We start from the raw sequence: 13,035 nt of genomic DNA on the forward strand, positions 1-13,035 counted from the left end.
CCCTCAATACCGGCGCCATGGCGAGGAGGTCGCCTTGTAGTAATGCTTGTAGGAGATGTGGCGAATATAGACCTGCCGCATCAGCGGGTCCGCCTTTGCCATCATTCTCAAGAAACCAACGATGACGATCCAGATGGCAACGCCGAACAAGGCGGAGTATGCCGTCAGCACCACGAAAATCAGAATGACAGAAGCAAGCCCAGTGAGCAGCACAAGTTCCCTGTCCGCCCCCATCAACAGGTTCGGGCGTGACAGGGCACGATGAATGCGGTTGCGTTGCAGTCCCGATGAGGACTCAGCCATGAGCCCCCTCCCCTTCTCCGCTTGGATCGATGGAGGTGGCTCGCACGTCGGAGAGCCCGATAGAGGCGCCGGTGGCGCCGAATAGGCCGACGATGGTGGTGGCGCCGAGCAGAATGCCGGCGACGAGCACGACATAAACCAGTCGCCGCGCGAAATCGTTGAGTTCGCCCCCAAATATCAGCATGCCGCCGGCGATCGCTACTGCTGCAAGTGCGATGGCACCGGCAACCGGGCCGGTAATCGACTCCTGGATTTGTTGCAGCGGACCTTCCCATGGGAGGCCGCCGCCGGAGCTCGCGAGTGCCGGGGCGACTGACGCTAAGATGATGGGCGCTGCAAGGAGTGCTGCGGCGATAACAGCGTTCTTACGCGACATGGCGGGCCTCCTGTTCTTCCGTGAGCTCATCAGACTCGATTTCGTATTCACCGTGGGCGTAGCGCTCGACCTGTATGACGTCGCGAACCCGCCGACCCCTTGCCGTTCGCTCGATCGAGATGATGAGATCGACCGCTTCTCCGATCACATCCTGCATCGGCTGCTGACTGGCTTCAGCTGTCAGTTGCTCGAGACGGCGGAGCGCCGACATGGCGGTGTTCGAGTGAATCGTGGCAACGCCTCCTGGATGGCCAGTATTCCAGGCCTTGAGCAGTGTAAGCGCAGCGCCGTCACGGACCTCGCCGACGACGATCCGGTCGGGACGCAGGCGCATCGTGCTTTTCAACAGCCGCGCCATGTCGACTGTATCGCTTGTGTGGAGAAGGACGGCGTTCTCGGCTGTGCACTGGATCTCTGCTGTGTCCTCGAGGATGACGAGGCGGTCGTCAGGCGCCGACTTGACGATCTCGTTGATGACGGCGTTCGCGAGCGTCGTCTTGCCGGAGCCGGTCCCACCGGAGATGATGATGTTGAGCCGGGACGAAATTGCGCTGCGGATCGTCAACGCTTGCTGTTCGCTCATCACGCCGGAACGCACATAATCCTCAAGCGGAATCAAGCGCGAGGCGCGACGGCGAATGGTGAAAGCCGGCTTCGAGACGACGGGCGGCAAAAGACCCTCGAAGCGATGGCCTCCGATCGGCAACTCGCCTGAGACGATCGGCTGCTCGGTATCGACCTCGGATTGGAGCGCATGCGCCACCGTTCCAATCACCATTTCCGCCGCCGCGGACGACATTTCTCCGGCGGGTGCCACGCCATGGCCGAGCCGTTCGATGAACAGTTTGCCATCTGGATTGAGCATGATTTCGACCACGGTCGAATCATCGAGAGCGACGCAGAGCTGATCGCCGAGCGCCTCCTGAAGCTTGCGGACGAGTCGAGGATGAGAGCGAAGCTGGTTCACGGCTTTTTCCTTAGGCTGCCTGGCCCAGAGGGCCGGTGAATTGAGAGCGATAGCTGGACGGACGCAGCCTCTGGAACGCTTCCGCGTTCGCCTGAAGGATTCCCGCTACGGCTATGGTCACTCCGATACGGCTCGGCTCGCCAATGCGCCCAAGCGGCCAGCCGACACGGCTGAGAATGCGTTCGAACCGCAGGTCGGTCACGGTAACGATCTCGGTGATGGCGTTTGCGAGGCACCACTCGATTATGCCCGCAAACATGGTCAGCGTTACCTCATGCACCGAGCCCGATCCCCTGCCTTCCTCAAGGCTGGTATCAACGCAGAAGCGGGAGCTCTCCACCATCGCCGGGTGTGCGCTAAGCCCGTCCTTCGGTAGAAGCGACGGAAAGACGCTCGTCACCATCGTCGGGCCAACGGCCGGCAGGAGCCGTGCGCAACCACTCACATCGCCGGCGTTGGAAACCGCCAACACGTAGGTTGGATCAAGAGTGTCGAACCCATCCGATTCCTGACCGTCTACAACGTTGACCTCCCAACCCAGCCGCTCAGCGAAGACGCGAGCGCGTAGTTGGTGATGTTGCTGGATGAGCCGAGCTTCGTGAACATTCCGCGGTTTGGTGAGCGCGAAAACCTGCATGAATTTCTCCGTCGTCGTTTAATCGGCGGAGAAGTCAGCATGGAATGGAATTGAGCGGTAGTTGGAGGATCCTGCAATGGTGGGCGAGTGAGTCGCAGCGCGGTGCTCGCCGAGTTTGGGGAGATCAGGTCGTTTCACGCCCAACGTGGGTAGAGCGGTTTGCAGGATTCACAGATAAACAGATCGAGAACGCGAAAGCGCGAATGATCGGGTAACTCTCGGAAATGTTTCGGAAAACAGGCCTACGATCTCGATTTCATCTAGCTTAGGTTAACCAGCCGTTAACCATTAAGTCCTTGCCAACCAAAGGGTTTTGAGTATCGTCACGGTAAATCTGCCGTTCTGGCAAAAATTCCGTGATGAGAGATTCTAACGTGAGCTTCGCGACAAACTCGAACCGTAAGGCTTTGCCCAGCGTTGATGAAACCATTGGTGAGCAGGCCGATTTGCTGAGCTCGCACCTTCAGTCGATGAGCGAAGCGCTCTTTCCCCCAACCTCTCAAAAGGTTCTACGCAAGTTTACGTCCGGCGAAGCCGCGCGATTGATGGGTGTATCTGATTCCACGCTGAGAAAAATGACTTTGGCTGGCGAAGGCCCTCAGCCGGAAACTACGAGCAACGGTCGACGGCTCTATACTCTCTCCGACATCAATCAAATTCGGCATCTGTTGGCACAATCGACCCGCGGACGCGGAAGCATCGAGTTCGTCCCCCATCGCCGTCCAGGCGAGCATCTTCAAGTCCTCGCAGTCACCAATTTCAAGGGCGGGTCAGGCAAAACGACAACGTCTGCTCATCTTGCGCAACATCTGGCACTTCAGGGCTATCGGGTTCTTGCTGTGGATCTGGACCCGCAAGCGAGTTTATCCGCCCTGCTCGGCGTTCTCCCGGAACTGGATGTCGCGTCCAACCAGACTCTCTACGCTGCAATCCGATATGATCAGGAGCGCCGCGCTTTATCTGAGGTTATTCGCCCTACCTATTTCGACGGGCTCGACCTGGTGCCTGGTAATCTCGAGCTTATGGAGTTTGAGCACACGACTCCCAAGGCGCTGAGTGCTGGCGGTAGCGGTGAAACGCTTTTCTTCGCGCGGGTCGCAGAAGCACTCGACGGTGTTGCCGACAATTACGATATGGTCGTGATTGATTGTCCGCCCCAGCTGGGCTTCCTTACGCTGAGCGGGCTGTGCGCCGCGACAGCAATGATCGTGACTGTACACCCACAGATGCTCGACATCTCGTCGATGAGCCAGTTTCTGCTGATGACCCGAGACCTTCTCGGTGTCGTTCGGGAGGCAGGGGGCGACCTCAAATATGACTTCGTTCGATATCTTCTGACGAGGTTCGAGCCACAGGATGCGCCCCAAACAAAGGTCGCAGCCCTCCTTCGCAACCTGTTCGACGATCACGTCCTCACCAACCCCATGGTCAAGTCGGCGGCCGTATCGGATGCCGGGCTTACGAAGCAAACGCTTTACGAGATCGGGCGCGAAAATCTCACCCGATCAACCTATGACAGGGCGATGGAAGCGCTGGACGCCGTCAATGTCGAGATCGAGACCCTCATTAAGCAGGCCTGGGGCCGCGCGTGATGGACATTCTCACCGGCATATTCCCCTGCCGGCCTGCTTGTTGGGAGCTCCCAACAACGAGCGAAACTCCGGGTCGGATTAGAATAGGAGAGGAAATGTGAGCAGGAAGGATTCTATCGACTCTCTCTTCCTGAAGAAGCCGGTCGCTACCGCTTCATCAGCCTCCAAGTCAGCCGACCGCGTGCGCACCGGCGCAATCTCGGCGATGGGTTCGTCGCTCCATGAGATGGCTGAAAACGCCAAACAGGCGTCCAAACTACAGCAGCAGCTTGCCGAAGGTGAAGCGGTCATCTCGATCGAACCGGCGTCAATTGATACGTCCAAGATCATTGATCGGATTCCGATCGAAGTCGATCCTGCGTTCGACGCTCTTGTCGAGAGCATCGCAGAACATGGCCAGCAGGTTCCGATACTTGTGCGGCCAAACCCACAGGCGGCAGGGCGATTCCAAATCGCATATGGTCGCCGCCGCCTGAAAGCAGCAGAAAAGCTCGGCCGTCCCGTCCGTGCGATCGTCCGAAACTTGTCGGACAGCCAGCTCTATGTCGCCCAAGGCCGAGAAAATCTCGACCGGAAAGACCTGTCGTTCATCGAGAAGGCTTTCTTTGCGAAGAACCTGGAAGACGACGGATGCGACCGGCCAACGATCATCGCGGCTCTGGTCTCTGACAAAGCGGACGTGAGCCGCTACGTTGCCATCGCGCGCCAGGTCCCCCAGGAGCTGGTTAAATTAATCGGTCCCGCACCGAAAGCCGGACGCGCTCGCTGGATGACCCTCGTCGAACATCTCGCTTCCCCCGCCAAGCTTGAGACCGCACGTGAGCTGCTCGCTGGCTTAGCGGAGCAGAGGCTGGAAAGCGACGGGCGTTTTGACGCGTTGTTGCGCGCGCTTAGCGAGCCAAGCAGGAAAGAGCGTGCCAAGAGCTCGGACCTCTGGAAAACACCCCTCGGGAAGCGCGGAGCACGCGTCGAGGCGCGTGAAGGCAAGACGACTATCACCTTCGAGGAGAAGGTCGTCCCTGCTTTTGGGCAGTTCGTCTCGACGAAGCTGGATCAGCTTTACAGGGAATTCCAAGAACTTAACAGTAATGGAGAAGAGCGATGAGCTAAGCGTGTGTTCGGTGAACAGGCCAAACTCACACGGCAAAGAAAAAGGCCCCCGAAACAGATCCCGGAAGCCCTTCTCAATTAGTTCGCACCTAGAGAATCGCATTTCCCGGAATCCACGTCAAGAGTCTTTGGCATCGTTTTGGTGAACGTTTTTCTGTTGCCTTTCGAAAGGTAATGAAAAATGCAGACTGATCGCATAGCGACGCCCTTCGGGCGGCGGCCGATGACGCTTGCCTTGGTGAAGGCTCAATTCGAGTCCGCGACCATCAAAAAGCACAAGTCAGCCGACAAGTGGAAGATCTACCGAGACGTATGCGATGCGCGGACCCTACTTGGGCTGCGCGATCGTGCGTTGGCTGTACTCAACGCACTGCTGTCTTTTTACCCCGGAAGCGACCTGACTGTAGGCGCCAATCTCATCGTGTTTCCGTCAAACGCGCAGTTGTCGGCTCGCGCTAATGGAATCGCCGGCACGACACTTCGGGAGAACCTGGCGCTTCTCGTGGAGGCCGGTCTGATCTATCGAAATGATAGTCCGAACGGCAAGCGCTACGCGCGAAAGGGGCGGGACGGTACTATCGAAACCGCTTTTGGCTTCAATTTGGCTCCGCTGCTTGCTCGATCAGAAGAGCTCGCGGTCATGGCCCAGCGGGTGGCTGATGAAAACCAGCGCCTTAAGGTGATGAAGGAAAAGATCACGATCGAGCGCCGGGATATCCGGAAGCTCATTTCCGCTGCAGTAGAGGAGGGCGTTTCGGGTGATTGGCAGGGGATTGAGGACCAGTTTGTTGCCATTGTCGCCCGGCTTCGAAACACCAGGGCGGCTAGGGAACTGGCAGATCTCCTCGACGAATTGACGTTGTTGCGGGAAGGCGTGGTCAACATGTTGGAAGTGCAGGTTCTTTCAGCAAAATCCGATGCCAATGATAGCGAAATCCGTCAGCACATACAGAATTCAAATACCGAATCCATCAATGAACTTGAACCTAGCTCTAGAAATGAGCTCGGGGCAAAACCGAGCCAAGCGCCGAGGCGTCACGGGGAGCCGATGAAATCATTTCCACTTGGTATGGTGGTTCGGGCGTGCCCGCAGATATCGGATTACGCGCCCGGCGGACAAATCGATCAATGGCGCGATATGATGGCCGCTGCTGTGGTGGTTCGTTCCATGCTGGGCGTTTCTCCTTCTGCCTATCAGGAGGCCTGCGAAATCATGGGCCCCGAAAATGCTGCCGCGGTGATTGCCTGCATTCTTGAGAGGGAAGGTCACATCAATTCAGCGGGCGGATATCTCCGCGATCTCACCGCTCGCGCGCAACGGGGTGAGTTTAGCCTCGGCCCGATGTTGATGGCACTCATGCGAGGCGCCGCGTCAACCCAGGCCAAATCGGCGTAGCAATATGCGATAGGAAGCGAGCTGTTGGGAGCTCCCAACAAACAGCAAGAGGCGGAAAAGCAAGGGGTCGATCTGACGCCGCGCTCTCACCACGACGACTCATGATATGAAACCGCCCTGCACAGTCGCATCGCTTCCGGGTTTACCCAAGCAGGGTTTTCGGACGCCCTGCGTTTCGGTTGTTGATGAATAGAAGGTCAGTTTCATGAAGCCATTCGACAACGGCCCTTTCACCGCAGTCGCTGCCACGGTGGCGGACCTGCGTGCGGGTGACGGTGAGTCCGAGGTGAGCGCCCTCTCCCGGCGCCAGACCAAACTGTGCAAACGACTGGCGAAGTTCGATCTGGTTGAGATTGTTGAGATCCTGGCCGGCCTCTTAACCCACCCCGACAACCATTGCGCAACCCCTCGCATTGAAGCCCTCATCCACTTGGCTGTCCTGCACTGCCGGGGAACGCAGAAGCCAACTCTCCTGCAGATCCGTGAATGGCTGAATGATATCCTCTTGAGCGATGCCCTTGGCATCGGCGAAGATCGCGTCGAAGACGTTTTTGCCACTGTCGTTCCCTCACCGAGTGGTAGCGCGATCCTGCTGGAGGGTGCGTGGCGCGATAGCGCTTTCTGCCTTCAAAATATGATGGCTGCCTTGCTCCGGTTGATGGACGAACCCTGGGCGGCGTCCGCGATGGCTAATGTGATGGCCTTACTTCAACTCGCACGCAAGATGGCAGAAAAAGCCGGGATCCAACGCTACGAAATGACAACCGTTGGGCCACAGCAAAAGATCAAGGTGACTCCAGAGCGCGTCGAGTTGACACGACGCGCGGTTCAATTTTCCTTCCAGGACATCATCGCGCTTCACGTGGTTGCCCGCGACATAGCGCCCTTCGTCCTGGATGCCCGGGATTATGGTGTTTTGGCGTCGGAGAACCTTTCCCACAGCAGCCTCGAACGCTACCCGCTCATCCGTAAGGGCAACAATTGGCTGGTTGCTTTGCCAACTGCCATCGGTGTCGCCGCGCGCAGGTTTATCCTGGAGAAAGCGAACGACGCCTCTGCCCTCCCCCGTTATGAAGACGCACTCAGGGCCGTTGAGTTGCAGGAAATTTATCACAGAATCCTACCTGGCTGGGAAATGACAAACGCCTCGGGGCCGGTCGAGCTCAGCCGGAATGTCCATGTGATCGAAACCCAGTTCGATAAGGGCGCCTACGCGCTGATCGTCCATCTTTCCGACGATTTGAACGCAGCGCTCGGCACGGGTCTCAATGGGATGGAGCAAATCTCAGTCGGCATCTGCGAGGCCCTTTCTCGTCTTGAGCGGGAGGTTGCCGCGCGAGCGGACTATCGCCGCGGACTTACCGTATTCGTGCGCGGCGGAGCAGGGCGTGGATATACGATCGACCTCGACCGGTCGCCAATTCCCTGGCATCGCGCCGATCTCGACCTTGGCGACGCGGCCAGGATGGCTCGAGACATCGACTTTACCGGCAAGCGCATCTGGAAGCTCTTGTCACGTAAGGAGGAGATCGCCTCTGAAGGGAACTCGCTTGTCAATTTCGGCGGCTTTCTAAATTTCTACGGTTATCTCCGCAGCCAGCATTTCGATTTTTTGCCGGCAGAGAATACAACTGCGGACATCCTTATTATCCCGGCGGACTTCGAGGGGCAGGAGAGGGCGCGCATTCGAAAGGCCATCGACTACCATCTGACATTTAGCCCGACGGGCCGCACTTTGATCGAAGTCGAACGCCGGTCAACCGCATCGTTCTTCAAGGAAGTTGAGACGCTCCCCTTGTTCATTGCGCCGCAGGAAGCCGTAGACGATATGTTTATGGCTGTCACTGAAACCGCGCGCCGACCTTGGTGGGTGGAGTATCGCAGGACTGACAATGATAGACCCGAGCTTACTTTGCGGATCTGGGATGCTGCGCAGCAATGGCTGGTGCGACTCGCGCGACTTCTTGAGGCGGATCTGGCCTCCCTACCCGATTGGCCGGTTTCCTTCGTGCTGGACTTTCCGGATATTGCCGATCTCGATGACAGTCTGCCCAAGGCCGATGAGAAACCACAGCGGCCGCGTGTCAGGTTGGTCGGAGGTGTTGTTCATATCACGTCCACCGTTCCCGTGCTTCGGGGCTATGTCAATGCCAGCAATATTGCCGAACGCTACCTGATCGCCGCAATGGCAATGGGTGCAAGTGAATTTGCTGGTGTTGAACGCTCGCTGGACTGGGCGGATTTGCTTGCCTCGAGGGTCGTTGGAACGGATGAGGCGAGGTTCGTACACGCCATTCCCGCCGAAGACATACCGCAAATGCTCCTGTCAGCCGTTCCTATGCCCAAGCCGCGCTTCTGGCTTGAGGAAGATCACGCTTGGTCCGTATCTAGACTGGCTCGTCGCGCCGGAACTGACCGCCATGGTGTCGTCCCCGCCGCTGACGTCAAACCGCTGCTTCATTCAACAGTTGCTTTTGTCTGGGCGCGCATAAAAGCACGATTGGAGACGATCAACCGCCGCAGCATTGTCGAACTGGCGATCCTCAATCACGAGGCGATCGACAAGGACCGCTTTGATTGGAAGCAGACGGCGGCCGCACTCCTTTCCTTACACCGCGACCAGGAAAACGTCCTGCTTGTGCATAATGAACGGGAGGCAAAGCGGGCGGCGTCGAGTGTTGCGAGCCGTGCCTTGGCAGAAATGGCAATCTGCACCTCCCCCGTTGACGGCGGTCGTTCTTGCTCCGCTATCGATTTTGACGAACTGCTGGCCGATACATGTGCAATGATCGACTGTGCCACGCAGAGCGATGCCTACTATTACGGGCTTGCCAAAGTACCGCTTGAAATCGCGAGGAACGGCAGCTTCATCTTTGACAGGGGCTTCTTGGAGGAACTCCATCTACCTTACATGTATGCCCAGGGCGACCGCGCATTTCATGATGCTGCGGAAGCCTATGGTGCCGCTTTTGCGCAAGCGGATTCTGACGAAAGCAATGACGATGTGCCGGACGGGCTAGATCCTGATTTGAACGCAGCGATATATGCCGAATTCGGGATGTCCATTGTAAATCTTATCGACCTCTCGCAAGTGGTAGCCGCACGCGGGTTGGAGCAACGCACGCTTTTCCTGGTTCTGCGAAAAAGCGAGACTTTGGCCATCTTGAGAGAAGTTGGTGCTGATGTTGATGCGGAACGCGCATACGAAGCTTTGACACTGCTGCCTCGACCTGTGTGGAACGATCCGCACCCAGTACGCGGATCGGGACGCGACTGGCAGCCTTGGCGGATGAACCGAAGGCTTTCATTGACACGCCGGCCGTGGATCCAGATTACCGAGGACGCTGATCCTGAAATGCTGCTTTTTCCAATTCTCACATCCCGGGTTATCCGAAGAATCTTCGATGTCGTTGATGGGCGGCTGGGCTCGGAAATGTTTGATACAAAGGAGATCGATCGCTGGATCGGTAAGGTCGTGAATGAACGTGGTCATGCCTTCAATCATGCGGTGGCCGCCAGCCTCCGTCGCAACGGTTTTGATGCGCAACCGGACCAACTCATGACCCTTTTTGGCGCGGACAAGAAGGCAGGCGATATCGATGTTCTGGCCTGGAAAACAGAAACGAAGGAAGTCTGGATCATCGAATGCAAGCGCCTTTTACTCGACCGCACCGTCGCAGAAGTCGGCGACCGGCTGGCGGATTACACGACGGCGGGCAAGCGCAACGGAAAGCGTACACCGATCCAGAAGCATCTGGATCGCGTCGCCTTCCTCAAAAAGAACCCTGGTCCTCTTGGAAAACTCACCGGCTTAGATCCGGACAGACTTATTCTGCGTTCGGCGTTGATTACGGACAGGATCGTACCGATGCAATTTGCCAAGTCCGTGGATCAGCTGGTGGACAGGGTGTGCAACTTCCGCAAGATCGATGATGTGTTTGGCCATAATAGATGATCCCTGACGGTCGAAAAGCACTAGGTAGTGGAACTCTTCAATGCCGGGCCTAGAGAACCGGTCGACACTCCTCGGCAGTAAAGAGAACCGAGCGATCGGTCGCTCATCGATGGTGACTCAGCGCCGGATAAGGCCGAACCGGTGGGCTTCGTCCAGCAAGTCCCTGACGGAAGAGGGCTGCCATTTCTTGCCGCCTCGTGCGGGCCGTTCACCCATCTGGTCAAGTTGAGCGCCGATGTCGCGAAGAGATAGAGTTGGATCGGCAATGGTGATTGCTGCTACCAGCTTCATCAGATGGTCCTCGGGCGCGCGGCGAGGGGACCGGGCCAAAAGTTCTTTTTCCGCGAGCTTTTCGCGAACCATGCGATGAACGGCTCGACGAAGGCGCTCAACGGTCCAGTCGTGGCCGCGGCGATTGAGCACCCGCACGACATTGTCCCAACTGTGTTGCGGACGGAGTTGCCGCACCATTGGCAGCCACGTCTGCGCGGACGCAACGAGCTCGTCGAGATAGAGTTTCTCGCGTGCTTTTGATACTGCTTTGATTGCTTCCGGTCGTCGTTCTCGCAGACCCGGGTTTCCAGGAAGCTTGCCGCGTGCCTTCGCCGCCCTGATGCCGGCTTTGGTGCGTTCGGCGATCAGCGCCCGCTCGAGCTGCGCGACAGCACCGAGGACCTGAAGGGAAAACATGCCTTGTGGCGTCGAAGTATCGATCGGGTCCCGTATCGATCGGAAATGCACGCCCCGTTCCTCCAGATCCTCGATCACGGACAAGAGGTGGCTCACGGATCTCGCCAGCCGATCGAGGCGGACGACGACCAGGACGTCGCCCGCGGTGAGTTCGCCGAGCAGCCGCGTCAGGACGGGTCGCGCGCGCGACGCACCGGAACCATGCTCCTGATAGATCCGATCGCAGCCGATGGCTCTCAACTCATCGATTTGGGCATCGTGTAGCTGATCGTCCGTCGACACACGGGCGTAGCCGATCAGCCGCTTTGGGGGCTGCTGGATATTTGCGGTTTGTCGCTTCGCCATGACGCCTCACCAGTCTCGTTTCAAACCGCTTTGTACAAACAAAGAATGCGCGAGAAAATGGTCAGTTGCAAGCGTGTTTTAGGCATTGAATAGCGGCCCATCAGACTCGAAATGCTACCGCGGACGAGCAACGGAGCGTCCGCAGTAGCAAATGCGCGTCAGCGGGCTTCCAGGGCGGAAATGCCCGAAAAACAGCGGCTTTGGTGATGGCTGCGGGAGGAGAAGCCTGCTGAAGGGCGCCGGCGCTCAATTCCGGAAATGAGGACCGGCCATGTGCACCGGCGGCGGTCGCCGAATTTTGCGATGAGTGAATCCGGTCATCCCGGCCGAAATCGCCTTGGAAGCCCGGAAAACCAGGCGTTTCCGGCGATCCAGGGCGACCGACATCGCTGATTTGCGGGCTTCTGGCAATCACTTCCGATAAGCATTACTTATCGATGGTTAGAGCACCAACCGCCAATCATACTATGTGAGGAACCGGAATATTCAGATAGAGTTCTTATAAGAAATCATTTACCATGATTTCAATGGCTTACGATCTCGCGAAAATCTGTATATCCACCTTGATGCGGCCGGCTTTCGACGCCGGTATCGCGCTTACGCGTCTGGATGAGCGCATTGCCTGCTCGCCGGTTGGCCAAGGCTTCCTCGAACGCATGCATTTCACCGACGCCTGTGCCTCACTGTGGATCGACGGCGAACTCGTCCATCTCGAAGACCTCGTCCTCCACGACGCCACGAAGGATATTCGCACACCCACCCATGAGCTGACAATCGCCCGCGACGTGCTGCGAACCCGTCGGCGCATCGCCGGTCAATCCCCGGATTGGGCGTTCTCTGCCGACGGCATCCGCTCGCTGCGGAAAACTTCGGAGATCGGGGCGGGCGGCGCGGACGAGGCTACGACGACCGGAGTTATTCGGCCGGCGATCGCGATCGACGCGGAAGGGGAGGGGGATGACACCGACGACGCCCAAGATCTCCCTGGCGTCGACTATGTTGCTATCGATGCGCTGCTCGCGCGCTCTGACGCTGCGATCGAGCGAGCCAAAAAGCCCGGCCGGGCTCCGGCCGATCCGCTGGTCTATGATCTCGACTGGGATGAGGATGCCCGGCTCGATGAATGGCGTGGCGTGTTGCGTCAGGCCGAAAACTTGCCGGCGATGCTGCAGGCCATCGTCGCCCTGGATGCCTGGAACGAGCTTGCCGTCCTGCAGCATGCACCCTGGCTCGGCCGGCTGCTGGCCGCGCCGATATTGCGCCAGGCAGGCATCACGTCAGGTGCTCATCTCGCTGCCATCAACCTTGGTCTCAAGACCATTCCCGTCGATCGGCGCCGGCATCGCGATCGGGAAACCCGGCTGCTGGCCATCGCCCACGGCCTGATCGCGGCCGCCGAGATTGGCTTGAAAGAGCATGATCGGCTGACGCTGGCAAAGACGATGATGGACCGGAAACTGGAGGGGAGGCGGACGTCTTCAAAGCTGCCGGAACTGGTCGCGTTTGTCATGGCACGGCCACTGGTCTCGGCCGGGATGGTGGCGAAGACGCTCGACGTCACGCCGCAGGCGGCGCGGCGGATTGTTTTGGAGCTTGGCCTGCGCGAGATGACGGGGAGGGGGAGGTTTCGGGCGTGGGGCGTAGTATAATGGTGGCGCCAACGT

At 58.3% G+C, this 13,035-nt stretch carries 10 protein-coding genes; 5 read left to right on the plus strand and 5 right to left on the minus strand.

Annotated elements, in window-relative coordinates; translation table 11 throughout:
- Nucleotides 1-3: 3 nt before the first annotated feature.
- Genes V8U06_RS26575 through traI form a run of 4 tightly spaced genes read right to left on the minus strand, consistent with a single transcriptional unit; the run spans nucleotide 4 to nucleotide 2,283 of the window.
- Nucleotides 4-303, minus strand: a complete 300-nt coding sequence (locus V8U06_RS26575; RefSeq protein WP_427143233.1) for a conjugal transfer protein TrbD — start codon at nucleotides 301-303, stop codon at nucleotides 4-6.
- Nucleotides 296-679: a TrbC/VirB2 family protein gene (locus V8U06_RS26580; RefSeq protein ID WP_427143234.1), complete on the minus strand. Its 384-nt coding sequence runs from the start codon at nucleotides 677-679 to the stop codon at nucleotides 296-298. The genes V8U06_RS26575 and V8U06_RS26580 overlap by 8 nt, the downstream gene beginning before the upstream one ends.
- Nucleotides 669-1,646, minus strand: coding sequence for a P-type conjugative transfer ATPase TrbB (trbB, locus tag V8U06_RS26585; RefSeq protein WP_113334007.1), 978 nt, complete (start codon nucleotides 1,644-1,646; stop codon nucleotides 669-671). The genes V8U06_RS26580 and trbB overlap by 11 nt, the downstream gene beginning before the upstream one ends.
- 10 nt (nucleotides 1,647-1,656) lie before the next feature.
- Complete coding sequence (traI, locus tag V8U06_RS26590; RefSeq protein ID WP_427143235.1) at nucleotides 1,657-2,283, minus strand: acyl-homoserine-lactone synthase TraI; 627 nt, start codon at nucleotides 2,281-2,283, stop codon at nucleotides 1,657-1,659.
- 359 nt (nucleotides 2,284-2,642) lie between these two features.
- Here traI and repA point away from each other — a divergent pair, with 359 nt between their 5' ends.
- The 4 genes from repA to V8U06_RS26610 all read left to right on the plus strand — a co-directional run bounded on the left by repA (nucleotide 2,643) and on the right by V8U06_RS26610 (nucleotide 10,336).
- Nucleotides 2,643-3,875 (plus strand): plasmid partitioning protein RepA, encoded by a 1,233-nt coding sequence (gene repA / locus V8U06_RS26595; protein WP_427143236.1) that lies wholly within the window; start codon nucleotides 2,643-2,645, stop codon nucleotides 3,873-3,875.
- A 97-nt stretch (nucleotides 3,876-3,972) separates the two neighbouring features.
- Nucleotides 3,973-4,980: a plasmid partitioning protein RepB gene (gene repB, locus V8U06_RS26600; protein ID WP_427143237.1), complete on the plus strand. Its 1,008-nt coding sequence runs from the start codon at nucleotides 3,973-3,975 to the stop codon at nucleotides 4,978-4,980.
- Nucleotides 4,981-5,166: 186 nt separating this feature from the next.
- The gene (gene repC / locus V8U06_RS26605) at nucleotides 5,167-6,381 is read left to right on the plus strand and encodes a plasmid replication protein RepC (protein ID WP_427143238.1); all 1,215 of its coding nucleotides are present in this window, start codon (nucleotides 5,167-5,169) and stop codon (nucleotides 6,379-6,381) included.
- 205 nt (nucleotides 6,382-6,586) lie between these two features.
- Nucleotides 6,587-10,336 (plus strand): hypothetical protein, encoded by a 3,750-nt coding sequence (locus V8U06_RS26610; RefSeq protein ID WP_427143239.1) that lies wholly within the window; start codon nucleotides 6,587-6,589, stop codon nucleotides 10,334-10,336.
- A gap of 117 nt (nucleotides 10,337-10,453) precedes the next feature.
- On the opposite strand, the gene V8U06_RS26615 is transcribed toward V8U06_RS26610, so the two are convergent.
- A complete protein-coding gene (locus tag V8U06_RS26615; protein WP_427143240.1) occupies nucleotides 10,454-11,371 on the minus strand; it encodes a recombinase family protein in 918 nt (305 codons plus the stop codon).
- 518 nt (nucleotides 11,372-11,889) lie between these two features.
- Between V8U06_RS26615 and V8U06_RS26620 the strand changes: the two genes are divergently transcribed.
- On the plus strand, nucleotides 11,890-13,020 hold the full coding sequence (locus tag V8U06_RS26620; RefSeq protein ID WP_427143241.1) for an RHE_PE00001 family protein: 1,131 nt from the start codon (nucleotides 11,890-11,892) through the stop codon (nucleotides 13,018-13,020).
- Nucleotides 13,021-13,035: the final 15 nt, after the last annotated feature.

Source organism: Shinella sp. G-2 (assembly GCF_050172695.1).
Lineage (GTDB): Bacteria > Pseudomonadota > Alphaproteobacteria > Rhizobiales > Rhizobiaceae > Shinella.

Coding starts and splice junctions, on each gene's coding strand:
- repC (WP_427143238.1), top strand. CDS start 5,167: ATGCAGACTGATCGCATAGCGACGCCCTTCGGGCGGCGGCCGATGACG.
- repA (WP_427143236.1), top strand. CDS start 2,643: ATGAGAGATTCTAACGTGAGCTTCGCGACAAACTCGAACCGTAAGGCT.
- traI (WP_427143235.1), bottom strand. CDS start 2,283: ATGCAGGTTTTCGCGCTCACCAAACCGCGGAATGTTCACGAAGCTCGG.
- V8U06_RS26580 (WP_427143234.1), bottom strand. CDS start 679: ATGTCGCGTAAGAACGCTGTTATCGCCGCAGCACTCCTTGCAGCGCCC.
- V8U06_RS26615 (WP_427143240.1), bottom strand. CDS start 11,371: ATGGCGAAGCGACAAACCGCAAATATCCAGCAGCCCCCAAAGCGGCTG.
- V8U06_RS26575 (WP_427143233.1), bottom strand. CDS start 303: ATGGCTGAGTCCTCATCGGGACTGCAACGCAACCGCATTCATCGTGCC.
- V8U06_RS26610 (WP_427143239.1), top strand. CDS start 6,587: ATGAAGCCATTCGACAACGGCCCTTTCACCGCAGTCGCTGCCACGGTG.
- V8U06_RS26620 (WP_427143241.1), top strand. CDS start 11,890: ATGATTTCAATGGCTTACGATCTCGCGAAAATCTGTATATCCACCTTG.